The sequence below is a fragment of the Cellulosimicrobium composti genome (assembly GCF_010287905.1).
Taxonomy (GTDB): domain Bacteria; phylum Actinomycetota; class Actinomycetes; order Actinomycetales; family Cellulomonadaceae; genus Cellulosimicrobium; species Cellulosimicrobium composti.
This window is the reverse complement of the sequence record NZ_JAAFAN010000018.1, coordinates 32302-55316: the sequence shown is the minus strand read 5'-3', so window position 1 is coordinate 55316 and position 23015 is coordinate 32302. Positions and strand designations below refer to the sequence as shown.

At 74.9% G+C, this 23015-nt stretch carries 20 protein-coding genes; 9 read left to right on the top strand and 11 right to left on the bottom strand.

Features of this window, described 5'->3' with window-relative positions:
- The first annotated feature begins 134 nt into the window (after positions 1 to 134).
- Together GYH36_RS07450 and GYH36_RS07445 are read left to right on the top strand one after the other, a co-directional pair.
- A complete protein-coding gene (locus GYH36_RS07450; RefSeq protein ID WP_024838865.1) occupies positions 135 to 464 on the top strand; it encodes an STAS domain-containing protein in 330 nt (109 codons plus the stop codon).
- A complete protein-coding gene (locus tag GYH36_RS07445; RefSeq protein ID WP_024838866.1) occupies positions 461 to 937 on the top strand; it encodes an ATP-binding protein in 477 nt (158 codons plus the stop codon). The genes GYH36_RS07450 and GYH36_RS07445 overlap by 4 nt, the downstream gene beginning before the upstream one ends.
- A gap of 13 nt (positions 938 to 950) precedes the next feature.
- Here the strand turns inward: GYH36_RS07445 and GYH36_RS07440 are convergent, their stop codons facing one another.
- Positions 951 to 3236 (bottom strand): SpoIIE family protein phosphatase, encoded by a 2286-nt coding sequence (locus GYH36_RS07440; protein ID WP_162289518.1) that lies wholly within the window; start codon positions 3234 to 3236, stop codon positions 951 to 953.
- Positions 3237 to 3489: 253 nt separating this feature from the next.
- Here GYH36_RS07440 and GYH36_RS07435 point away from each other — a divergent pair, with 253 nt between their 5' ends.
- The 3 genes from GYH36_RS07435 to GYH36_RS07425 all read left to right on the top strand — a co-directional run bounded on the left by GYH36_RS07435 (position 3490) and on the right by GYH36_RS07425 (position 6223).
- A complete protein-coding gene (locus GYH36_RS07435; RefSeq protein WP_115941979.1) occupies positions 3490 to 4287 on the top strand; it encodes an ABC transporter ATP-binding protein in 798 nt (265 codons plus the stop codon).
- A gap of 111 nt (positions 4288 to 4398) precedes the next feature.
- Positions 4399 to 4836 (top strand): YciI family protein, encoded by a 438-nt coding sequence (locus GYH36_RS07430; RefSeq protein ID WP_024838869.1) that lies wholly within the window; start codon positions 4399 to 4401, stop codon positions 4834 to 4836.
- 28 nt (positions 4837 to 4864) lie between these two features.
- Positions 4865 to 6223 (top strand): RNA polymerase sigma factor, encoded by a 1359-nt coding sequence (locus GYH36_RS07425; RefSeq protein WP_162289517.1) that lies wholly within the window; start codon positions 4865 to 4867, stop codon positions 6221 to 6223.
- Positions 6224 to 6255: 32 nt separating this feature from the next.
- Here the strand turns inward: GYH36_RS07425 and GYH36_RS07420 are convergent, their stop codons facing one another.
- Both GYH36_RS07420 and GYH36_RS07415 read right to left on the bottom strand, forming a co-directional pair.
- Positions 6256 to 7305 carry an aldo/keto reductase gene (locus GYH36_RS07420; RefSeq protein ID WP_024838871.1) on the bottom strand — a complete coding sequence of 350 codons (1050 nt, stop codon included), beginning with the start codon at positions 7303 to 7305 and terminating at the stop codon, positions 6256 to 6258.
- A gap of 101 nt (positions 7306 to 7406) precedes the next feature.
- Entirely contained in the window at positions 7407 to 8432 is a 1026-nt protein-coding gene (locus GYH36_RS07415) for a beta-ketoacyl-ACP synthase III (RefSeq protein ID WP_162289516.1), read from the bottom strand.
- Positions 8433 to 8519: 87 nt separating this feature from the next.
- Between GYH36_RS07415 and GYH36_RS07410 the strand changes: the two genes are divergently transcribed.
- Together GYH36_RS07410 and GYH36_RS07405 are read left to right on the top strand one after the other, a co-directional pair.
- Complete coding sequence (locus GYH36_RS07410; RefSeq protein WP_162289515.1) at positions 8520 to 9536, top strand: hypothetical protein; 1017 nt, start codon at positions 8520 to 8522, stop codon at positions 9534 to 9536.
- A 103-nt stretch (positions 9537 to 9639) separates the two neighbouring features.
- Positions 9640 to 10056 carry a TIGR03618 family F420-dependent PPOX class oxidoreductase gene (locus GYH36_RS07405; protein WP_024838874.1) on the top strand — a complete coding sequence of 139 codons (417 nt, stop codon included), beginning with the start codon at positions 9640 to 9642 and terminating at the stop codon, positions 10054 to 10056.
- Positions 10057 to 10073: 17 nt separating this feature from the next.
- Here the strand turns inward: GYH36_RS07405 and uxuA are convergent, their stop codons facing one another.
- The 8 genes from uxuA to GYH36_RS07365 all read right to left on the bottom strand — a co-directional run bounded on the left by uxuA (position 10074) and on the right by GYH36_RS07365 (position 18188).
- Positions 10074 to 11189 (bottom strand): mannonate dehydratase, encoded by a 1116-nt coding sequence (gene uxuA, locus GYH36_RS07400; protein WP_203231674.1) that lies wholly within the window; start codon positions 11187 to 11189, stop codon positions 10074 to 10076.
- A gap of 2 nt (positions 11190 to 11191) precedes the next feature.
- Positions 11192 to 12742: a mannitol dehydrogenase family protein gene (locus tag GYH36_RS07395; protein ID WP_312028546.1), complete on the bottom strand. Its 1551-nt coding sequence runs from the start codon at positions 12740 to 12742 to the stop codon at positions 11192 to 11194.
- 46 nt (positions 12743 to 12788) lie between these two features.
- Complete coding sequence (locus GYH36_RS20300) at positions 12789 to 13850, bottom strand: Gfo/Idh/MocA family protein (protein WP_312028545.1); 1062 nt, start codon at positions 13848 to 13850, stop codon at positions 12789 to 12791.
- Positions 13847 to 14662 (bottom strand): ABC transporter ATP-binding protein, encoded by an 816-nt coding sequence (locus GYH36_RS07385; protein ID WP_312028544.1) that lies wholly within the window; start codon positions 14660 to 14662, stop codon positions 13847 to 13849. The genes GYH36_RS20300 and GYH36_RS07385 overlap by 4 nt, the downstream gene beginning before the upstream one ends.
- The gene (locus GYH36_RS07380) at positions 14659 to 15663 is read right to left on the bottom strand and encodes an ABC transporter substrate-binding protein (RefSeq protein ID WP_312028543.1); all 1005 of its coding nucleotides are present in this window, start codon (positions 15661 to 15663) and stop codon (positions 14659 to 14661) included. The genes GYH36_RS07385 and GYH36_RS07380 overlap by 4 nt, the downstream gene beginning before the upstream one ends.
- Positions 15664 to 15785: 122 nt before the next feature.
- Complete coding sequence (locus tag GYH36_RS07375; RefSeq protein WP_024838880.1) at positions 15786 to 16679, bottom strand: ABC transporter permease; 894 nt, start codon at positions 16677 to 16679, stop codon at positions 15786 to 15788.
- Positions 16680 to 16741: 62 nt separating this feature from the next.
- On the bottom strand, positions 16742 to 17569 hold the full coding sequence (locus tag GYH36_RS07370; RefSeq protein ID WP_115941973.1) for a sugar phosphate isomerase/epimerase family protein: 828 nt from the start codon (positions 17567 to 17569) through the stop codon (positions 16742 to 16744).
- A gap of 301 nt (positions 17570 to 17870) precedes the next feature.
- Positions 17871 to 18188, bottom strand: a complete 318-nt coding sequence (locus GYH36_RS07365; protein ID WP_024838882.1) for an adenine nucleotide alpha-hydrolase family protein — start codon at positions 18186 to 18188, stop codon at positions 17871 to 17873.
- A 268-nt stretch (positions 18189 to 18456) separates the two neighbouring features.
- On the opposite strand from GYH36_RS07365, the gene GYH36_RS07360 reads away from it, so the two are divergent.
- Positions 18457 to 19461 carry a LacI family DNA-binding transcriptional regulator gene (locus GYH36_RS07360; protein WP_162289513.1) on the top strand — a complete coding sequence of 335 codons (1005 nt, stop codon included), beginning with the start codon at positions 18457 to 18459 and terminating at the stop codon, positions 19459 to 19461.
- A gap of 164 nt (positions 19462 to 19625) precedes the next feature.
- Positions 19626 to 22997, top strand: a complete 3372-nt coding sequence (locus GYH36_RS07355) for a 3-keto-alpha-glucoside-1,2-lyase-like domain-containing protein (protein ID WP_246209262.1) — start codon at positions 19626 to 19628, stop codon at positions 22995 to 22997.
- Positions 22998 to 23015: the final 18 nt, after the last annotated feature.

The following is a 23015-nucleotide window of genomic DNA, read 5'->3' as shown; positions in this document are numbered from 1 at the left end:
CCACGGGCAGAGGAGACAAATGTCACGTCGTGATCGCGGCCACACGGTGGGCACCGGCGCGCGAGCGTGGGCGTGGCCGCGTAGCGTGTCCCGGGTGCCCGGTACCGTACCGGGACGAGGAGGAGCGCACCACGGTGACCTCGACGACGAGCGGCGACGTCCTGACGGCGGAGGACGGCACACGCTGGACCATGCAGGGTGAGATCGACGCCGCGGTCCAGGCGCGCCGCGAGGACGAGCTCGTGCGGCTCGCGCAGTCCGCGGAGGGGCGCATCCACATCGACGTCGGTGACGTGACGTTCATGGACTCCGGCGGCCTGCGCCTGCTGTACCACGCCGCCACGGCCGGCTCCGGCGTCCCCGTGCTGGAGCGCGTCCCGCGCCGCGTCCGCGACCTGCTCGAGCTCAGCGGCGTCGCCGGGCTGTTCGAGATCGACGACGACGCCGACGAGGACGGCGCGTGAGCGTCGCCCACGCCGCGGTCCCGCCCGGCTTCGTCGAGATCGGTGCGTGGCCGCTGCGCGGGCTCACGGACCTCGCGGCGCTGCGCCAGGGGCTGCACCACATGCTCACGGGCGGCCCGCTCCCGCAGGACCGCGCGCTCGAGGCGACGCCCGAACGCATCGTCCTCGTCGCGAGCGAGCTCGCGACCAACGCGCTGCGCCACGGGCTGCCCCCCACGCGCGTGCGCCTGCTCAGCGACGGGCGCGAGCTCGTCGTCGACGTCGTGGACCACTCGCCCGACGTCCCGCCCGTGGTCGCCGGCCGCCGGTCGCCGGGGGCGGGCGGCTTCGGCCTCGTGCTCGCGCAGCGCGCGGCGACCTGCGTCGGCTGGTGCCGCACCGGCACCGGTGAGAAGCACGTGTGGGCACGGTTCGACGTGCCCGTGTTCCGTGCGGGCGCGTCCGCCCGCAGCGCGCTCCTCCCCGTCCGCTGAGGAGCCCGGCGGCTCAGGCGTCGCGCCGCACCACGAGGAGCGTCGCGTCGTCCGCCGAGCGCGGGTCGCGCGCGGCGGCCACGATGCCGTCCACCTCGACCCCCGGCCCGTCCGCGAAGACGGCCGCCAGCCGGTCCAGACCGTCCCGGATCGACTCGCCCCGCCGCTCGACCAGCCCGTCGCTGTAGAGCACGAGCGCGCCGCCGGGCGGCACCTGCACCTCCTCCGCGGTGGGCGCGCGGTCCACGAGCCCGAGCGGCGGGACGCTCGCGCGACCGGCCCAGCGCGTGGTGCCGTCCGGCCCGACCACGAGCAGCGGCGGGTGGCCCACCGACACGTGCTCCACGACGCCCGTCTGCGGGTCCAGGAGCGCGACGGCGAGCGTCGCCACCTCGCCCGGGAGCGTCCACCGCGCCACGTGCGCCAGGCGCGCCACGGCCTCGACCGCCGAGCCCGTGCTCACGAGCGCGGCGCGCAGCGTGGTGCCGAGCTGTCCCATGGTCGCCGCGGCCTGGAGCCCGTGGCCCGTGACGTCGCCGACGACGAGCGCGATGCGCCCCGACGGCAGCACGAGGGCGTCGTACCAGTCGCCCCCGACGAGTCCGGTCCCGGCCGACTCGTAGCGCGACTGCAGCGTCCAGCCGGGCACGTCGGGCAGCAGCGCCGGCAGCAGGCTGCGCTGCAGCTCCTCCGTCGCGCGCACGGCCTTGCGCCCACGCAGGTACAGCGCCTCGACGAGGTGCCCGCGCAGCGACGTCGCGACGTCGCGCTGGTCGGCCGTCCACGGCGCGCTGTGCCCCCGCACGACCTCGCGCCACCGCTCGAACGACTTGCGCGGGCTGAGCCGCACGGTGTCGCCCTCGCGCTTCGCGATCGCCTTGTTGTGCGGGTCCCCGCCCCAGTCGACGTGCCGCAGCACCTCGTCGCGCACCCACACCACGACCTGGCCGTCGGGCAGCACGATGCCCATCGCACCGGCCACGTCCGGGGCGAGCGCGGCGACGTCGGGCGCGTCCCGGCCGAGCGCCTCGGTCACCACGAGGTCCTCGTCGTGGCCGAGCACCCAGGCCACGAGCGCGCGGCACCCGTCCTCGTCCGGCGCGTTGCCGACCGCGATGATCCCGCCCTCCGCGACGACGACGGCGCCGTCGGCGCGCACGAGGCGGCGCAGCCAGCCGGAGCGCGTGAGCGCGGTGCCGATCGGCACGCTCTCGTCGCGGCTGTCCGCCGCGAGGTGCGCGAGCACGCCCTCCGCACGGCGCACCTCGACGCCGCGCTCGTCCTCGGCCTGCGCCACGAGCCGCACCGAGAGCGTCGAGCCGAGGAACTCCGCGGCCGTGCGCACCTCGTAGGGCGGCTCGTGCGGGCCGGCGTAGTGGTGGCACGCGATGAGCCCCCACAGCTTTCCCTCGCGCAGGAGGGAGATCGACATCGACGCGCGCACGCCCATGTTGCGCAGGTACTCGAGGTGGATGGGCGAGACGCTGCGCAGCGTGGAGTACGTGAGGTCGAGGGGCGCGCCCGTCGTCGGCAGGAGCGTGGGCACGACCGGCTGCGGCTCGTAGTCGACGTCCGCGATGAGGCGGATCCAGTTCTTCTCGTACAGCGCGCGGGCCTGCGGCGGGATGTCCGACGCCGGGTAGTGCAGCCCGCGGAACGAGTTGAGGTCGTCGCGACGCGCCTCGGCGACCACCTCGCCGTTGTAGTCGGCGTCGAAGCGGTAGATCATCACGCGGTCGAAGCCCGTGAGCGCGCGCACGTGCCGCGCCGCGTCGTCGTACAGCTCGGCGAGGCTCGCGGCGCGCTCGAGGTCGCGCAGCGCGTGCCGCACGGCGAGGTAGGTGTTGGGGAACGTCAGGGGCCGGGCCCCGGCCGCCGTCTCGAGCTCGACGACGAGCACCGGCTCCGCGCCCGGGCCCTCCGCGGGCAGCGGGGGCCGGTGGAGCACGGCGTCGACCATCTCGTCCGTCGAGCCGCCCCACCGGTCGAGGCGGAGCGCGACCGGGTTGCGCGTCGCGAGGTCCGCGACGCTCGCGGCGTGGTCGAGCACGAGGCGCGCGGCCTGCTCGCCCAGGGCGTCCGCGAGCGGGCGACCGGCCAGGTCGTGCGCCGCGACGCCGAGGTGGTGCTCGACGTTCGCCGAGGCCTGCAGCAGCACGCCGTCCGCCTCGCGCGCGACGAGCAGCACGCCGCGCGGCTGGATCAGGCCCGGGACGTGGATGGGCTCGCGCGCGCAGTTGTCGAGGTCCACCGCATCGCCGGGCGCGAGGAGCTCCGGCTCGTCGACCGTCCTGGTCATGGTCCTCCGTCCGGGTCGCCGCACGCGGTGTGGGGCGGGTCGACGGACCACCTGGGCTCGAGGATCCTGTGTCGAGTGCCTCAGGCTACCGCGTCCGCGCAGCACGGCCGCGCCGCGAGGGTATCCCCTCGGGTGACGTCGGGCGCGGTGGACGGCCCGTGAGCCGCGCCACGGAACTCCGCGGTAGCGTCGTTCGTCGGACGTGCGGGACCCCCGGACCGCCCGCCCGGCCCCGACGACCAGAAGGTGACCCATGAGCACGACTGCGACCCCGATCCTGCGCGCCACCGGCCTCGCGGCCGGCTACGGAGGACCCGACGTCGTGAGCGGGGTCGACCTCGACGTGACGCCCGGCGCGGCGCCGGTCGGGATCGTCGGCGAGTCGGGCGCGGGCAAGTCGACGATCGTGCGTGCGCTCGTCGGGCTCGTGCGCCCGACCGCGGGGCACGTCACGTACGCCGGGCGCACCGTCACCAAGCTCTCGCGCCGCGACAAGAAGCAGTTCACGGCCGACGTGCGCCGCGTCTCCCAGGACGGTCTCGCGGGGATCGGGATCGACCCGCGCTGGACCGTGGACCGCACGCTGGCCGCGGCGCTCAAGGACGCGCGCAAGGCCGGACGGCCCAGCGGCCGGTCCGTCGAGGAGCTGCTCGGCGACGTCGCGCTCGAGCCGCGCTACGCGCCGCGCACGGTCCACTCCCTGTCCGGCGGGGAGAAGCAGCGCGTCGCGCTGGCCGTCGCGCTCGCGACGCGCCCGCGCGCCCTGCTCCTCGACGAGCCCCTCACCGCCGTCGACCCCGCGATGCGCGGCGACGTCGTGCGCCGCCTCGCCGGCGCGACGGCCGCGCTCGGCACCGCGGTGCTGCTCGTCTCGCACGACCTCGAGCTCGTCGAGCGCCTGTGCCCCACGGTCCACGTGCTCGCGGACGGGACGTTCGTGTCCTCCGGTCCGCTGCGCGACGTCTTCTCCGGCGCCGCCCCGGGCTCCGACCACCCCGCGGTCCGCGGGCTCGCCGAGGCCGCGCCGCTCGCCGTCCAGCGCTTCCGCTGACCCGGGAGGACTCGTCGGCGGTCCGTGTCGAAATCCGGGCGGGCCGTCCGACGTGCAGGTGAAGGCACCCCACGGCATAGGGTCGTGGAGGCACTCACCGAGGAGGCAGTCATGCGAGTCATGGTCATGATCACGGGCCACGGGGCGGACGAGGACAAGATCGCCCCGACGCAGGAGATGCTCGCCCAGATGGGCGCGTACAACGAGGAGCTCGTCAAGGCCGGCATCATGCTCGACGGCCAGGGGCTGCAGCCCACGTCGAAGGGCGCGCGGGTCGTGTTCCGCGGAGGCGAGACGTCGGTCGTCGACGGGCCGTTCACCGAGTCCAAGGAGATCGTCGCCGGGTACTGGATCTGGCAGGTCTCGTCGCTCGAGGAGGCCGTCGAGTGGGCCCGGAAGTGCCCGAGCGACCCGAACCTGGGGCTCGAGGAGGTGCTCGAGATCCGGCCGATCTTCGAGGCCGAGGACTTCGGGGCGGAGTACACGCCCGAGCAGCGCGAGAAGGACGAGCGCCTCGCCGAGCAGATCCGCGCGCAGCACGGCGCCTGACGCGCCGCCGTCGGGAGCGGGCACGACGATGACCGACGTCTCGCGCACCGTCGAGGCCGTGTGGCGCATCGAGTCGCCGCGCCTCGTCGCGGGCCTCGCCCGGACGCTGCGCGACGTGGGCCTCGCCGAGGAGGTCGCGCAGGAGGCGTTCGTCGCGGCGCTCGAGCAGTGGCCCGCGCAGGGCGTGCCCGACAACCCCGGTGCGTGGCTCACGACGGTCGCGCGCCGGCGCGCCGTCGACCTGGTCCGCCGCGAGCGCACGCGCGACGAGAAGTACGCGCGCCTCGCGGCGGGCCTCGCCGCGCCCGGGTCGGGCACGACGCCCGTCGCGCACCCGGGCGACGGCGCGGCCGCCCTCGTCGGGTCCGTCCCGGCGCCGGACGCCATCGTCGACGACCCGGTGGGCGACGACCTGCTCGCGCTCGTCCTCGTCGCGTGCCACCCCGTGCTCCCCCGCGAGTCGCGCGTGGCGCTCACGCTGCGTCTCGTCGGTGGCCTGACGACCGACGAGGTCGCGCGCGCGTTCCTCGTCCCGCCCGCGACGGTCGGGCAGCGCATCTCGCGCGCGAAGCGGACGCTCGCCGAGGCGAACGTCCGCGTCGAGGTCCCGCACGCCGACGAGCTCGCCGAGCGCGTGCCCGCGGTGCTGGAGGTCGTGTACCTCGTGTTCACGGAGGGCTACGCGGCGACGTCCGGAGAGGAGTGGGTGCGGCGCGAGCTCGCCGAGGACGCGATGCGCCTCGGCCGCGTCCTCGCGGGCCTGCTGCCGGGCGAGCCCGAGGTGCACGGGCTCGTGGCGCTCATGGAGCTGCAGGCGTCGCGCTTCCGCGCGCGCACCGGCCCGGACGGCGAGGCGGTGCTGCTCCAGGACCAGGACCGCTCGCGCTGGGACCGCCTGCTCGTGCGGCACGGGCTCGCGGCGCTCGACCGGGCGCTCGCGCTCGGGACCCGCACCGGCCGGGCGCTCGGCCCCTACTCGCTCCAGGCCGCGATCGCGGCGTGCCACGCGCGCGCGGCGTCCTGGGAGGACACCGACTGGGAGGCGATCGCCGCGCTCTACGACGCGCTCGCGACGGTGGCGCCCTCCCCCGTCGTCGAGCTCAACCGGGCCGTCGCGGTGGGCTTCGCGGACGGCCCCGAGGCGGCGCTCGCCGTGCTCGACGACGTCGCGGACGACCCGCGCCTGGCCCGCCACCACCTGTACGGGGCGGTGCGCGGCGACCTGCTCGTGCGGCTCGGGCGCCACCGCGAGGCCGCCGACGTGCTCGAACGGGCCGCGGCGCTCGCCCCGACCACGCGCGAGCGGCGGCTCCTGCGCGAGCGCGCCGCGGCGGCGTCCGACCCTGGGGACGACCTGCCGGGCGCCCGCCCGGCGGCGCGACGCTAGCGGCGACCCGGCGAGGCTCAGCGCGCGTGCCGCTACGCGGTGAGGACCGCCTCGATCGCGTCAACCTCGTCCGCCGTGAGCGCGGGCGCGGCGAGCGCCGCGACGTTGCTCTCGAGCTGGCGGACGCTGCTCGCGCCGACCAGCGCGGAGGTCACGCGGTCGTCGCGCAGCACCCAGGTGAGCGCGAGCTGTGCGAGGGTCTGGCCGCGGTCGCCGGCGATCTCGTTCAGCGCCCGCGCGCGCTCGAGGTACGCCTCGTCGAGGTTCCGCTCCGACAGGAACGGCGAGTCGGGGCGCGCGGCGCGCGATCCTTCCGGCGCCGACCCGGACAGGTAGCGGTCCGTGAGCAGGCCCTGCTGGAGCGGCGAGAACACGATGGTGCCCACGCCGAGGTCGCCCACGACGTCGAGCAGCGACTCGCTCTGCACGCCGTCGTACGGGTCGTCGTGCGCGGGGTCCTCGACGTGCCGGTTGAGCATCGAGTAGCTGGGCTGGTGGATGAGGAGCGGGGTGCCGAGGTCGGCGAGGATCGCGGCCGCCTCGCGCGTGCGGGCGGGCGAGTAGTTGGACACGCCGACGTACAGCGCCTTGCCCTGCTGCACGGCGTCGTGCAGGGCCCGCATGGACTCCTCGAGCGGCGTGCTCGGGTCCGGGCGGTGGTGGTAGAAGACGTCCACGTAGTCGAGGTTCATCCGCCGCAGCGACTGCTCGAGCGAGGACAGCAGGTACTTGCGCGAGCCGCCGTCGCCGTACGGCCCGGGCCACATGTCGTAGCCCGCCTTGGAGGAGATGACGAGCTCGTCGCGGTAGGCGCCGAGGTCCTGGGCGAGGTGGCGACCGAAGTTCTCCTCGGCCGAGCCGTACGGCGGGCCGTAGTTGTTCGCGAGGTCGAAGTGCGTGATGCCGAGGTCGAACGCGCGGCGCAGCACGGCGCGCTGGGTGTCGAACGGGTTGACGTCACCGAAGTTGTGCCAGAGCCCGAGCGAGATCGCGGGCAGGTCGAGGCCGCTGCGCCCCGTGCGTCGGTAGGTCATCGAGTCGTAGCGGTCGTCGGCGGCGACGTAGCGGGGGGCGAGAGGCATGGGCCCCATTCTGCCCCGCCCCGCGCCCCGCGCAGGCGTCGGCCGCGACGGGCCGCGGCAGACGGGGCCGCCCCCGCGGCGGCCGGCGGGACCGCCCGTGGTCAGCGCGTCGGGGTCTCCACGACCTGGCCCGCCCACGCGAACCCGCCGCCGAAGCCGAAGAGCAGCGCGGGGACGCCCGCGGGGATCTTGCCGGCGTGCCACCACTTGGAGAGCCCGAGCGGGATGGACGCGGCGGAGGTGTTGCCCGACTCGACGATGTCCGTCACGACGACCTTCGACTCGAGGCCGAGCGCCTTGGCGAGGGGCTCGATGATGCGCAGGTTCGCCTGGTGCGCGACGAGCACCTCGATGTCGTCGAGCGAGACGCCGGAGCGCTCGACGACGGTGCGCGCGCGGTCGGCGGCGCGCGTGATGGCCCACTTGAAGACGGCGCGGCCGTCCTGGGCGAACTTCTCGTGCGGCGTCTCGATGAGCACGGCGGGCGTGAGGTCGGGCTCGGAGCCCCACGTCACGGGCCCGACGCCGGGCTCGTCCGTCGCGCGCAGCACCGCGGCGCCCGCGCCGTCGGCGGTGAGGATGCACGTGCTGCGGTCGGTCCAGTCGGTGAACGCGGTGAGCTTCTCCGCGCCGATCACGACGGCCGTGCGCGCGGAGCCGGCGCGGATCGCCTGGTCGGCGAGGCCGACGGAGTGGGCGAAGCCGGAGCACGCGACGTTGACGTCGAGCACCGCGGGCCCGACGACGCCGCGCAGGTCGAGCTCGGACGCCTCCTCGGGCGTGGACTGCCCGGGCATGACGCCGGTGCGCAGGTGGTAGGCGACGCGGCCGGCGGTGTTGGGCGAGCGGTCGGTCGCGGTGGCGGTGGCGACGACGACGAGGTCGACCTCGGCGGGGTCGACGCCCGCGTCGTCGAGCGCGTGGCGGGCGGCCGCGGTGGCCATGTCGGCGACGGTCGTGTCCTCGTCGGCGACGTGGCGCGTGACGATGCCCGTGCGCGAGCGGATCCACTCGTCGTTCGTCTCGACGAGCTGCGCGATGTCGTCGTTGGTGAGGGTCTTCTCGGGCTGGAAGTGACCGAGTCCGACGATGCGCGACCCGGCCGCGCCGGTGGCGGGAGTGAGCATGAGGTGATCATGTCACGCGGCCACCCTTCCCCATGACCTACCCTCTGCATTACCTTTGCTTGACCTGAACCGGAGGAGGTGGTGGTGATGACGGAGGACGTCCCCGACTGGGGCTCGGTGACGGAGCCCGCGGCGGACCCGGTGGGGCTCCCGGGGAACCCGGGGTTCCTCAGCCCGCTCGTCCCGGCGTTCGCGGTCCGGGACCCGCGCGGGCGGCCGGTCGTCGAGACGCCGCTCTCGCCGCGCGCCCAGACGCTGTACCTCGCGCGCCTCGTCGCGTCGGCCGGCGTGCTCGTGGCGCCGGTCGCCGGGGCCGCGCTCACGCTGCTCGCGGGCCACCTCCTCGGGTCCGGCGCCCTGCCGGACGGCCGACCCGCGCCCTGGTGGCTCGTGCTCGCGCTCGCGGTGGTCGCGCTCGTGCCGGGCACGCTCCTGATCGGCGTCCACACCGTCGCGCTCGCGGCGACCGGCTCGTCCCGCGTCGGCTCGCGCCTCACGGCGGCCACCGCCCTCCTGGCGGTCGCGCTCGGCGCCGGGACGGTCGTGGCGCTCGACCGGGCCGGCGTCGAGCACCCGCTCGCGCGCGCCCTGGAGCCGCTGCCGCTCGCGGCCCTCGCGCTCACCGCCCTGCTCGCGCTCGCCGGGGGCGGCGCGGCGGTCGCGGCGACGCTCGCGGCCCGGCGCGAGGCGCACGCCGTCCAGGACCGCCTGCGCGCGCTGCGGCGCGACGGGATGCGCACGGAGGGACGCCTGGAGAGCGTGCGGTACCACGGCAGGTGGACCGACGACGGTCGCCCGCGCCTCGACGCGACCGTCACCTACGGCACCCCGGGAGCCGAGCGTCGCGTCGACCTCCTGCTCGTCGCCCCCGCGGACCGCGTGCCCCTGCCCGGCGCACCGGTCGTCGTCGTGCACGGCCCCGCCGACGAGCCCACGGGACACGGCACGGCCCCCGGACCCGGCGGCCCGGGCCCCGCCGCGCCCGGCGGCACGAGCCGCGGCCGATGGCTCGACGACGTCGTCCTCGTCGAGCTCGACCAGTCGCGCCCCGTCGCCTACGACCCCGACGTCGCGGCGTACGCGCGCGCCGGGGCCGAGGACTGAGCGCCGGCCCGCGCGGCGGGCGGACCCGCCCGCGGCGAGGTCGGCGAGCGGCCGGTGCGTGACGTAGCGTCGGGTCGTCCCGCCCCCGACCCGAGGTGCCGTCGTGTCCCGTCCCCCGCTGCCCGCCCGCCTCGTCGACCTGCTGCGCCGCCCGAACGCGGCCGTCATGGCGACGGTGCGCTCCGACGGCGCCCCCGTCACCGCGGCCACGTGGTACGTGTGGGAGGACGACGGCCGCGTGCTCGTCAACCTCGACGAGTCGCGCGTGCGCCTCAAGCACCTGCAGCGCGACCCGCGCGTCTCGCTCACGGTCCTCGACGAGAACTGGTACACGCACGTGACGCTCATCGGCCGCGTCGTGGAGCTGCGCGCCGACGAGGGCCTGGCCGACATCGACCGGATCTCGTCCCACTACACGGGGCACGGCTACCCGAACCGGCACAGCCCGCGCGTCAGCGCGTGGATCGAGGTCGAGCGCTGGTACGGCTGGGGCGACGCGCGGACCGCCGGCGACGCGTAGCCACGGGCGGCCCTCCGTCAGGCGTCGTACCGGAACGCGTCCCACGCGCCGAGCAGGTACTGGACGCCGAGCGCACGGTCGTACAGGCCGTACCCGGGCCGGGGCCGGTTGGTCGTGTTCTCGTCCCACAGGTGCCGCCCGTGGTCGGGACGCACGTAGCCCTCGTAGCCCGCCTCGGCGTACGCGCGCATGATCCCCGTCGTGTCGACGCTGCCCTCGCACGCGCGGTGACCGACCTCGGTGAAGTCCCCGTTCCCCAGGTGCTTGATGTTGCGCACGTGCGTGAAGTGGATCCGGTCCATGAAGGTGCGCACCGCGTCGACGGGGTCCTGCTCGGGGTTCGCGGAGAACGAGCCGAGGCACAGGGTGAGCCCGTGGTACGGGCTGTCGTGGAGGGCGAGCACGCGCGCGAGGTCGTCCTTGGTCGAGACGACGCGCGGCCAGCCGAAGACGTCGTAGGGAGGGTCGTCGGGGTGCACGCCGAGCTTGACGTCGGCCTCCTCGCAGGCCGGGACCACGGCGTCGAGGAAGTAGCGGTAGTGCGCGTACATGTCCTCGCGGGTCACGCCCTCGTAGGCGGCGTCGAGCTCCCCGAGGCGCGCCAGCCGCTCGGGCTCCCACCCGGGCAGCGTGAGGCCGCGCGTGCTCGCCACCGTCTCGGCCACGAGCCGCCGCGGCGACGTCGCGTCGACCACGGCACGCTCGAAGAACAGCGCCGTCGAGCCGTCGGGCAGCGGGTGCCACAGGTCCGTGCGCAGCCAGTCGACGACGGGCATGAAGTTGTAGCAGACGACCTTGACCCCGGCCCGGCCCAGCCGGCGGATCGTCGTCACGTAGTTCTCGATCGCCTCGTCGCGGCTCACACCGAGGACGGTCCTCCCGAGCTTGATCGACTCGTGCACGTTGACGGACTCGACCACCTCGGCGTCGAACGTCCGCGTGACGCCGCGCGCGCGGGCCGCCTCCCCCAGGCCGGTGATCGTCGCGACCGCGGCGTCGATCTCCGCCTGCTCCCACACCTCGCCCGCCTGCTTGCCGTGCAGGCTCCACACGATCGTCTCCACGCCGGGGATCTGCCGCACGTGGTCGAGCGTGACCGTGTCGTTCCCCTCGCCGTACCAGCGGAACCCCATCTTCACCGCGCGACCTCCTCGGTCCTCGTGCCGGTCGTCACCGGTGTGCGTGCGCCGGCGACCGCGTCGGCGAGCCCGGGCAGGCGGGTCTGCGCCACGCCCGGCAGCAGCCCCGGGAGGGCGACGAGCGCGCGGACCGCGGCGTCGTCGTCCGGCGCGTCGTCGACGACCGCGAGCAGCTCGTCGGCGCGCGGGTCGTCCGGGGCGTGGCCGGCGCGCGCCTCCCGTACGACGTACCGCGCCCACGCGGCGAGCGCCCCGACGACGCCGGGCGGGAGCGGGTCGTCCGGTCGCGCGGCGAGGAGGTCGGCGAGCGTCGCGCCCCACCGGACCGGGATCTTCTGCGTCCCGTCCGCGGCGACCTGCCGCACGGCGTGGCCCGTCGCGGGGTTGGCGAACCGGTCGAGCAGCGTCCGCGCGTACGCGGCGAGGTCGACGCCGTCCGGCGCGTCGAGCGTCGTGACCGCCTCGGCCTGCAGGGCCCGGACACCCGCGGCGAGCGCGGGGTCGGCGACGGCCTCGGCGATCGTGGTGTGGCCCGCGAGCGACCCCGCGTAGGCGAGGTAGGAGTGCGTGCCGTTGAGCAGGCGGAGCTTGGCGCGCTCGTAGGGCGCGACGTCGCTCGTCAGGGTCGCCCCGCCGTGCTCCCACGCGGGCCGCGGACCGGCGAAGCGGTCCTCGATCACCCACTGGAGGAAGGGCTCGGCGACGACGAGGCCCTCGTCGCGCGCGCCGAGCAGCGCCTCGGCCTGGTCCCGCCGCGCGGGGGTCGTGGCGGGGACGATGCGGTCCACCATGCTGCACGGGAACGTCACGGAGGCGGCGAGGTACGCGCGCAGCGCGTCGCCGCGTGCGCCCGGGAGCGCCGCGTCCACGGCCTCGGACACGAGCCGCTCGAGCACACGACCGTTGTCCGCGAGGTTGTCGCAGCTCAGCACGGTCAGGGGCGCACCCCCGGCGCGCCGCCGCGCCGCGAGCCCGCGCACGAGCAGCCCGACCGCGCTCGTCGCGGGCGCGTCGGGCGGCCCGGGCGCCGGCCCCGCGGCTTCCTCCGCGGCGAGCGCGTCGAGGTCCGCGCGCACGGACCCCGCGTCGAGGTGACCGTCCGCGCGGCGCGCGTAGCCCTTCTCGGTCACCGTGAGGCTCACGACGTGCGTCGTCGGCGCCGCGAGCGCCGCGAGGACGCGCGGCGTCTCCTCGGCCGGCCACGCGACGTCGGTCACCGACCCCACGACGCGCGGCGACGCGCCGTCGGGCCCGACGGTCAGCACCGCGTACACCCCGCCCTGGGGGCGGAGCTGGTCGCGCACCGTCGCGGAGCGCTGCGTCACGCCGAGGATCCCCCAGCGCACGTCCCCCGTGGCGCGCGCGGCGTCCTCCGTGACGACGGCCTGGTGCGCGCGGTGGAACGCACCGATCCCGAGGTGGACGATCCCCACCTGCGTCGGGCGTACGGGTGCGGGCCACGACCCGGGGCGGGTGTCCCGGTGCAGGCGGGGCCGGCCCTGCGGCGGGGCTCCCGTCGGGCGGGGGACGGCGGTCGGGCTGGTCACGCGGCCTCCTGGGTCGGACGGGTCTCGTCGGGGTGCACGGTCGGGGTCACAGGTCGGCCGGACGGACGCGCGCGCCGGTCGCCGCCGCGAGCCGGATCGCGCACAGGAGCCGGACCGTCTCGACCGCGTCCGCGGCGTCCACGGGCACCGGCTCCGTCCCGGCGACCGCCGCGAGCACCCGTTCCCACTGGGCGCGGTGGCCCGCGTGCCCGATCGCGAGCGGGTCCGCCGCGCCGCCGCGGGCGGTCCCGGAGCCGGGCGCCGGAACGCCCGGGACGTCCCAGCGGCGGACCTCGTCCTGCGCGAGCTCGACCGAGCCGAGCGAGCCGTGCAGGGCGACGGTCGCGGGGAAGCCCGGCGGCGTCGCGGTCGTCGTCGTGACGACCCCGAGCGCCCCCGACGCGAAGCGCAGCGTCGCGGCCGTCGTGTCCTCGGCGACGTCGTCGGGCGGACCGGCGGCGACGGCGCGCGAGAGCGTCCCGTCCTGGGCGGTGACCGACTCGACCGGCCCGCACAGCCAGCGCAGGAGGTCGACGGTGTGCACGCCCTGGTTCATGAGCGACCCGCCGCCCGCGGCCGCGGACGTCCGCCACGGCGCGGCGGCGTAGTAGTCGTCGTCGCGGAACCAGGGCACGTGCGCGGCGACGAGGCGGAGCTCGCCGAGCGCGCCGTCGTCGAGCGCGCGGCGCAGCGCCCGGTGCTGCGGCTCGAAGCGGCGCTGCGACACCGTCGAGACGAGCAGCCCCCGCTCGCGTGCGGCGCGCGCCACGAGGACGGCGTCCTCGACGGTCACCGCGAGCGGCTTCTCCACGACGACGTGCTTGCCCGCCTCGAGCGCGGCGAGCGCGAGGCGGGCGTGGCTGCCGCTCGGCGCGCAGACCACGACGACGTCCACGCCGGGGTGCCGGGCCACGTCCTCGGGCGCGACGCGCACCGCGTCCCCCGCCGCCTCGGCGGCGTCGGGCGACCGCCCGCCGCTGTACGCGACGACCCGCGCGCGGGGCGCCAGGTCGCGCAGCGCCCGCGCGTGGAGCACCCCGATGCTGCCCATGCCCACGACACCCACGCCGACGCCGCCCACGGCCTGCTCCCCCACCGGGCCGCTCACTCGGCGACGTGGCTCGCGCCGAGCAGGTCGCGCAGCCGCTCGGCGGCCCCCGTGAACCGGGGGTCGACGAGGGTCGTGCCGTAGTCGCGCTCCGCGGGCAGGCCCGGCTCGAGCGTCTCGACGATCCGCCCGGGACGGGGACTCATCACGACGATCCGGCTCCCGAGGAACACGGCCTCCGGCACCGAGTGCGTGACGAGGACGATCGTCGTGCCGGTCTCGCGCCAGATGCGGTTCATCTCGATGTTCATCTGCTCGCGCGTGAGCGCGTCGAGCGCGCCGAACGGCTCGTCCATGAGCAGGACGCGCGGCTCGTGCAGCAGCGCCCGGCACAGCGCCACGCGCTGCTGCATGCCGCCGGACAGCTCGTGCGGCAGCGCCTTCTCGAAGCCCGTGAGCCCGGTCAGCGCGATGAGCGCGTCCGCGCGCTCGTCGGCGCGACGCCGGTCCATGCCCCGCATCTCGGCCTGGAGCAGGATGTTCTTGCGCACGCCGCGCCACTCCAGGAGCGCGGACCGCTGGAACGCGAAGCCGATGTCGCGCTGGGGTCGCGTCACGGTCTGCCCGTGGAGGCGCACCTCGCCCTCGGTGCAGGCGGTGAGGCCCGCGACGATCTTCAGCAGCGTCGACTTGCCGCACCCCGACGGCCCGACGATCGTCACGAGCTCGCCCGCCCGGACCGTCAGGGAGACGTCGTCGAGCGCGACGGTCTCCGACCGCTTGGACCGGAAGCGCATCGTCAGGTCGCGGACCTCGATGACCGGCTCGGCGACCGTCGCGGCGGCCGCGTCGAGCTCCGGCGCGGCCGTCACAGGTCCGCCCCGAACGAGCCGTCCCAGAAGTCCGCGGCCGTCGTGCCGCCGTCGAAGTCGGTGTTCTCGGACAGGAACGTGAGGGTGTCCGTCCACTGCTCCTCGGTGTTCACCCCGGGCGCCGGCGCGTCCTCGAGGCCCAGCAGCTCGACCGTCGCCGCGAGCTGCGCGGCGAGGACCGCCTCGTCGGGCGCCTGCTCGGCGCCCGCGGCCATCGCCGCGACCGCCGCGTCCGGGTCCTCCGAGGCCGCGAGGAACGCGCGCGACGTCGCGCGCACCATCGCCTCCACGAGCTCGGGGTCGTCCGCCAGGAGCGCCTCGTGCGCGACGAGGCCGGTGCCGAGCAGGTTCATGCCGAAGTCCGCGAAGGGCAGCGCCTCGACCTCCTCGCCCGTCTGGTTCTCGATCGTCGGCGCCTGGTCGTGGTGGAAGCCCTGGATCGCGTCGACCTTGCCCTCGATGAGCGCGGCGATCTTGCCCGCGGCGTCGACGTTGACCACGGTCACGTCCGCCGGGTCCACCCCGTTGAGCTCCAGCCAGGCCGGGAACGTCCCGTACATCGCGTCGCCCGGGGTGCCGCCGACCGTCTTGCCGACGAGGTCGGCCGGCTCGGTGATGCCCTGGTCGGCGAAGAACTCGACCGAGCTCGGGCCCGTCTGGAGGAACACGCCCACGCTGCGCACCGGCATGCCCGAGCTGATCCCGTTCACGAGCGGCGGCGTGTCCGCCCAGCCGAAGTCGGTGTTGCGCTGGGCGACCTGCTGGACCGTGTTCCCCGAGCCGTTGCCCGGCTGGATCGTGAGGTCGATCCCCTCCTCCTCGAAGATCCCCTGCTCCACGCCGTAGTAGAACGGCGCGTGCTCGCCGTACGGGACCCAGTTGAGCGTGACGGTGACCTCGGTGAGCCCGTCGTCCCCCGCCTCGCCGCCGGAGCCCGACGGGTCGGCCTGCCCGCAGGCCGTCGAACCTGCCACCACGACGCCGGCCAGCGCCAGCGTCACTGCGAACCGTCCACCACGCATGGGAAGAGCCCTTCTGCTCGTGCCGCCTCGACGTCGAGGGGCGGGAGATGACGAGAGTGCTGTCGGTGCGGGCCGGGCGGCGCCCGGCGGTGTCCCGCGCCTCACGAGGCCGCGAGCACGAGGTTGCCGCGCCGGGACGCGTGCCACGGGATGAGGAGCCGCTCGAGCAGCTCGACCAGGAGGAAGAGCACGACGCCGATGAGCGACATGAGGATGAGGTCGGCGAACAGCAGCGGCGCGTCGAGGTTGCCGCTCGCGAGGAGCAGCACGTACCCGAGGCCGCGGTCCGCCCCGACGAACTCGCCGACGACGGCGCCCACGACCGCGAGCGTGACGGCGACCTTGAGCCCGGACATGAGCTGCGGCAGCGACCCGGGGAACCGGATCTTGCGGAACGTCCGCCAGCGCGAGGCGCCCATCGTCGCGGACATCTCCAGCAGCTCGGGGTCGATCGACCGCAGGCCGGCCACGGCCGAGACGACCACGGGGAAGAACGCGATGAGCACCGCGAGGACGATCTTCGGCGTCGCGCCGAACCCGAACCAGACGACGAGGATCGGGGCGATCGCGATCTTGGGGATGACCTGGGCGAAGAGGATGAGCGGGTACAGCGACTTCTCCGCGGTGGGCGAGTAGACGAGCACCACGGCCGTCGCGACCCCGATCACCGCCGCGAGGACGAACCCGACGACGGTCTCCATCGTCGTCACCCACGTGTGCTCGAGCAGCATCGCCCAGTCGGCGACCATCGTGTCCCACACCGCGCCGGGCGACGGTACGAGGTACGCCGGGACCAGCTCGCGCCACGCGACGAACCACCACACGCCGACCAGCGCGAGGAGCACGAGGGCGGGCCGCCACGACGCCGCGGCGAGCGCCACGAGCCTGGCGCCGAGCGGCGTCGTGCCCCGGTCCCGTGCGCGCGGGCCGCGGGCCGTGGCGTCGTGCGGTCGCGCCGCACCGGGCGCCGGTCGCACGTCCTGGGCAGTCGTCATCGTGCGGTCCTCCATGGTCGTGGTCCGGGTGCCCGGCGGCACGTCCGGGGACGGTGCGTCGTTCATCGGAACGGCACCGCCTCGGCGGTGAGGATGTCGGTGAAGGCGTCGAAGGCCTCGGTGAACAGCTCGGGCCCGGAGAACCCGCCGAGGCTGTGGGCGTCGCCGAGGTGCGGCTCGAGCGAGAAGAACCCGTCGAACCCGTCGTCGCGCAGCGCGCGCACAGTCTCGACCACCTCGCCGTCCCCGCGTCCCGCGGCCACGACGGCGCCCGTCGCCGCGTCGGCGTCCTTCACCTGGACGTAGGCGAGGTGCGGCCGCAGCAGCGCGTAGCCGTCCGTGAAGGGGCGCACGCCGACCTGGACGAAGTTCGCGGAGTCCCACGCGAGCGCGAGGTGCTCCGAGCCGACGGACTCGACGACGTCGAGGCAGCGCCGCGGGACGTCGCCGTAGATCCCCTTCTCGTTCTCGTGGACCAGGACGACGCCCGCCGCGCGCGCCACCTCGGCGAGCGCCGCCATCCGGCGCAGCACGACGTCGCGCACGGTCGCCGGGTCGGTCCCGGGCCGCAGGAAGAACGAGAACACCCGGACGTACGGGGCGCCGAGCTCCTGGGCGACGCGCGCGGCGTGCCGCATCCGGTCGAGGTGCGCGTCGAGGTCCTCGTCGACGAAGACCTTGCCCACGGGCGAGCCGATGCTCGACACCCGCAGGTCGTGGCGCCGCAGCAGGCGCGCGACCTCCGCGCGGCGGTCGTCGTCGAGGTCGAGCACGTTCGTGCCCCACGCGCTGCGGAGCTCGACGAACCGCAGCCCGAGCTCGCCCGCGACGACGCACTGTGTCTCGACGTCGGGCGAGATCTCGTCCACGAATCCCGAGAGCGTCCACATCGTCGTGCTCTCCCTTCTCGTCGTCCGGCCGCGTCCCGCACCGGACGGACCCGTCGACGCGGGCCGGCCGGGGAGGGCGCGGCGAGGTCGACGAGGAGCGTGCCGGACGGGCGTGCGGGGCGGGTGGGTCGAGGTGCTGCGCCCGGAGGTCGTTCTCCGCGGCGCCTGGCTAGGACAGTAGGTGGGCGCGTCACGGCCGGACAACGAGTTGCCACTTGTTGCACCTGACGTCGTCGACGACTCGACGCGGGGACGCGCCGGCGGGCGGCGGGGCCGCTGCCACCGGTTGCCGTCGTGCGCGTCAGAGGGCGGGGTCGCAGGGGGCGCCGAGGTCCAGCGCGACGAGGCGGAACCCGGCCGACCGGACGGCGCGCAGGACCTCCCCGCGCAGGGGCTCGCTCGTGACCGCGATCAGCTCGGCGTGTGGGGCCTCGATGCGTGCGAGGTCCCCGTGGTGGTGGACGCGCAGGTGCTCCAGGCCGAGGCGGCTCAGCTCGCTCTCCGCCGCCTCGACCTGCACGGCCGCCTCGCTCTCGCCAGGCCGGTCCAGGGGCGGTGGCCCGGGGTCGGCGGTCGGCGGGAGGTCGGCGGTCGGTCCCGACGGGAGGACGCGCCTCATCGGCGCGGCCCGGTCGGCGCCGCCGCAGCGGCACCGAGGGGTCGCGGTCCAGGACGCCGACGTGCCGTCGTCGGGCCCGGGGACGCGTTCGCGCGCGAGGTCACGGAGTCATTGCAGGCCGACCCCGGTGGACCGTCAAGCGGTTGCCGTCGGTTGCCGTCGGCTGTCGTCGGCTGTCGTCGGTCGGTGTCGTCCCGCCGTCCCGGAGGCACGATCGGCGACAACCGGTTGTTGTCCGGCGCTGTCAGGGCCGTTACAGTCCGACCGCATGACCCCCGCCGGCAATGGTGCCAGCCCGACGATCTACGACGTCGCCCAGGCGGCCGGCGTCGCGCCGTCCACCGTCTCGCGCGCGTTCTCGCGCCCGGGGCGCGTCAACGCGCAGACCGCGGAACGCATCCGCCAGGTCGCGAGCGAGCTCGGCTACCGCACGAACCCGCTCGCGCGCGGGCTGCCGACGGGCCGCACGTCGCTCCTCGGCATCGTGGTCGCGGACGTGACCAACCCGTTCTTCTTCGAGATCATCCGGGGCGCCGAGAAGACGGCCCGCGACGCCGGGTACACGCTCCTCATGGTCGACGCGCACGAGTCCGACGAGGCCGAGCGCCAGGCCCTCGACCGGACCCTCCCGCTCGTGGAGGGCATGATCCTCGCGACGTCGCGCCTCTCGGACTCCTCGATCCGGGTCGCGGCCAAGCAGCGGCCGACCGTCGTCATGAACCGCCACCTCACGGACGTCCCGAGCGTCCTCACCGACAACGCCCAGGGCATGCGCAGCGCCGTCGAGCACCTCGCGGACCTCGGCCACGCGAACCTCGCCTACCTCGCGGGGCCCGAGGCGTCCTGGGCGGACGGCATGCGCTGGCGGGCGTTCCGCGAGGCCACGCGCGCCGTCGACGTGCAGGCGCGCCGCATCGGGCCGTTCGCGCCGACGCTCGCGGGCGGGCTCGCCGCGGCGGCCGCGCTCGTCAAGCACCGCGCGACGGCGGCCGTCGCGTACAACGACCTCATCGCGATCGGGGCGATGCGCGGGATGCGACGCCTCGGGGTCGAGGTTCCGCGCGACATGAGCATCGTCGGGTTCGACAACATCTTCGGCTCGGACTTCTGCACGCCGCCGCTCACGACCGTCGCCGCGCCCCTGCGCCACTTCGGCTCCTTCGCCGTCCAACGACTCCTCGCGCAGCTGCGCACGTCGCCGCCGCCCGCGGCCGGCCCCACCCTCCTCCCGGCCAAGCTCGTGGAGCGCGGCTCGACGGCTCGCCCCGCCTGACCCCTCCACGGCCCCGCGCGCCCCGGACCGCGCGCACGACAGGTGCAACAAACGGCAACTCGTTGCCCCTGCGGTTCGCGCCCCCGGATAGTGACGGCACAGCGCACCGACGCGCCCTGTGCACGGTCCAGGCACGCAAAGGCCCTCGACGGAGAGGCAGGCTGATGGAACACCTTTCGACCCCGGCACCACCCCCGACCACGACGCACCGCCGCAGACGACGACGCGCGGCGGTCGCCGCGCTCGTCGCGCTGGCCGTGCCGTCCGGCGTGCTGACGGCCCAGGCGGCGGTCCCCGCCCTCGCGCCCGCGGCCTCCCAGGACGACATCCGGCCCCAGGAGCCCGGCGTGACCCTGCGCGTCTTCGACGTGCAGGTGATCCTCGACGACTACTGCACCCTCAAGCCCGGGCAGACGCCCAACGTCGACAAGATCATGCCGACGATCGACTGGACCACGGCCGCCGACTTCGGCCTCACGGACAAGTTCGTCACCGAGGTGACGGGGTACCTCAACGTCCCCGAGCCGGGCACGTACGAGTTCCGGATCACCAACGACGACGGCGCGCGGCTGCTGCTCGACGACGAGCTCGTGGTCGACCACCCGGGCCGCCACGGCGCGACGCCCAAGGACGGGTCGATCCAGCTCGACGCGGGGTACCGCGCGCTGCGCATCGACCACTTCGACGGCGAGTTCGACCAGCGCCTCCTGCTCGAGTGGCGCCCGCCGGGCGCGTCGGACTTCGTCGTCGTCCCGAACTCGGTGCTGAGCACCGACGCCGACGTCACGCGCGTCACGTCGCCCGGCCGCAAGGAGTGCGAGGGCATCACCGAGGCCCCCGGCGACGGGCTGCCCCTCACCGAGGTGCACCCGAACTACACCCTGACCGACCTGCGCCCCGACGGGTTCGAGCCCCAGGTGACGGGCATGGACTGGCTGCCCGACGGCCGTCTGGCCATCTCCACGTGGGGCGGCGACCGGCTCACCCAGCTCGGCGAGGTCTACCTGATCGACCACGTCCAGGGAGACACCGGCGCCGAGGAGGTCACGTACACCAAGGTCGCCGAGGGCCTGACCGAGCCGATGGGACTGAAGTACGTCGACGGCACGATCTACGTCTCGGAGAAGGACGGGCTCACCGCGCTCGTCGACACCGACGGCGACGACGTCGCCGACGAGCACGACACGATCGCGACGTGGCCGTTCGGCGGCAACTACCACGAGTTCGCGTTCGGCCTGCTCTACGAGGACGGGTACTTCTACGTCACGACCGGCATCGCGATGATCCCCGGCGGCAACTCGCTCGACCCGCAGCTCGCGGAGAACCGCGGCTCGGTCATGCGGATCAGCAAGGACACCGGCGAGGTCGAGTACGTCGCGGGCGGCCTGCGCACCCCGAACGGGCTCGGCTGGGGCGCCGACGGCGCCATGTACGTCACGGACAACCAGGGCGTGCGCATCCCGACGTCGAAGCTCGTGCGCGTCGAGGAGGGCGCGTTCTACAACCACTTCACCAACCCGGACGGCCCGTACGACGACCAGCCCGTCACCGAGCCCGTCCTGTGGATGCCGCACAGCGAGATCTCGAACTCGCCGAGCAACCCGGTGATCCTCACCGAGGGCGTGTTCGCGGGGCAGATGGCGATCGGCGACGTCACGTACGGCGGCCTCCAGCGCGCGTACCTCGAGGAGGTCGCGGGCCAGGAGCAGGGCGCGGTGTTCCGCATGACGCAGGGCCTCGAGTCCGGCGTGAGCCGCACGAGCGTCGGCCCCGACGGCGCGATCTACGTCGGGGGCATCGGCTGGTCGGGCAACTGGGGCCAGGCGGGCAAGCTCTCGCACGGGCTGCAGAAGCTCACGTACGACGGCAACCACGCGTTCGACATGCTCGCGATGCGCGCGGTCGAGGGCGGCTTCGAGATCGAGTACACGCAGCCGCTCTCCGAGGAGACGGTGCAGGACCTCGCGTCGAGGTACACGGCGTCGCAGTGGCGCTACGTCGCGACCCCACAGTACGGCGGCCCGAAGGTCGACGAGGAGGACCTCGACGTCACGGCGGCGACCGTGTCGGAGGACCGGAAGACGGTCACGCTGCAGATCGACGGGCTCGAGCCCGGGCGCGTCGTCAACGTCCACTCGCCGCGCCCGTTCGCGTCCGAGAGCGGCCAGGAGCTGTGGAGCACGGAGGCCTGGTACACGCTCACGCGCCTGCCCGACGGCTCCGTCGCGCCGCCCGTCTACGAGGCCGAGGCCGCCGACATCACCGGCGGCGCCGGGTGGAACAGCAACCACGCCGGCTACTCGGGCAGCGGGTTCGTCGACCGCAACTGGGAGCCGGGCGCGCAGACCACCTTCGCGGTGCGCACCGAGGAGGCCGGCCCGCACGACCTCGCGATCCGCTACGCCAACGGCCAGAACAGCGACCCCGCGCCGCTGCCGCGCAACCTGAGCCTCTACGTCAACGGCGAGAAGCTCAAGCAGGTCTGGTTCGACAGCACCGTGAGCTGGTCCACGTGGGCGACCCAGGTCGAGACCGTGCCGCTGCGCGAGGGCGCGAACACCATCACGATCCGGCACGACGACGACGACATCGGTCACGTCAACCTCGACAGCCTCACCGTCACGCCCAGCGAGCGCATCACGCTGTTCGACGGGGACGACCTCGACGCGTGGGCCGCGGTCAACGGCGGCGGGCCCGCGACGTGGCCGATCGCGGACGGCTCGTTCGAGTCGTTCGGCGGCGACATCCGCACCCGGGAGAAGTTCGACGACTTCCGGATGCACGTCGAGTGGTACCAGCCCGAGCACGCGCCCGACGTGACCGGTCAGGCGCGCGGCAACTCCGGCGTCTACATCCAGGAGCGCTACGAGGTGCAGGTGCTCGAGTCGTTCGGCATCGACCCGCCCAGGGCCGACGACGCCGGGGCGATCTACCTCAAGAAGGCGCCCGACGTGAACGCCGCGACCCCGATGGGCACGTGGCAGACGTACGACATCGAGTTCCGGGCCGCGCGGTTCGGCCCCGACGGCGCGAAGACCGAGGACGCCCGCATCACGCTCGTGTGGAACGGGCAGCTGGTCCACGACGACGTCGCCGTCGACGGCAAGACCGGCAACGGCAGGGCGGAGGGTCCGACGTCGGGGTACATCAAGCTCCAGGACCACGGCGACCCCGGCCTCAACCCGCGGTTCCGCAACGTCTGGATCGAGCGCCTGCCGAGCGTCGAGGCGCCGGGAGCCGGGGAGGTCGCGATCACCGCGACCGCCGAGGTCCGTTGCCTCGCGGGCACGCCGTACGTCGCGGTCCGCGCGCTCAACGACGACACCGTCCCGCTGGACGTCGTCCTCGACACGCCGTTCGGGTCGAAGACAGTCCACGGTGTCGCACCCGGGCAGAACGCCTACCAGGCGTTCCCGGTCCGGGGCGTCGAGGACCCGGCGGCCGGATCCGTGACCGTCACCGCTCGCCCGTCCGACACCTCTGACGAGCGGGAGACCGTCGCGACACCGGAGCACGGGCTGCCCACCTGCGGCTGACCGGCCCGGTCACCTGGC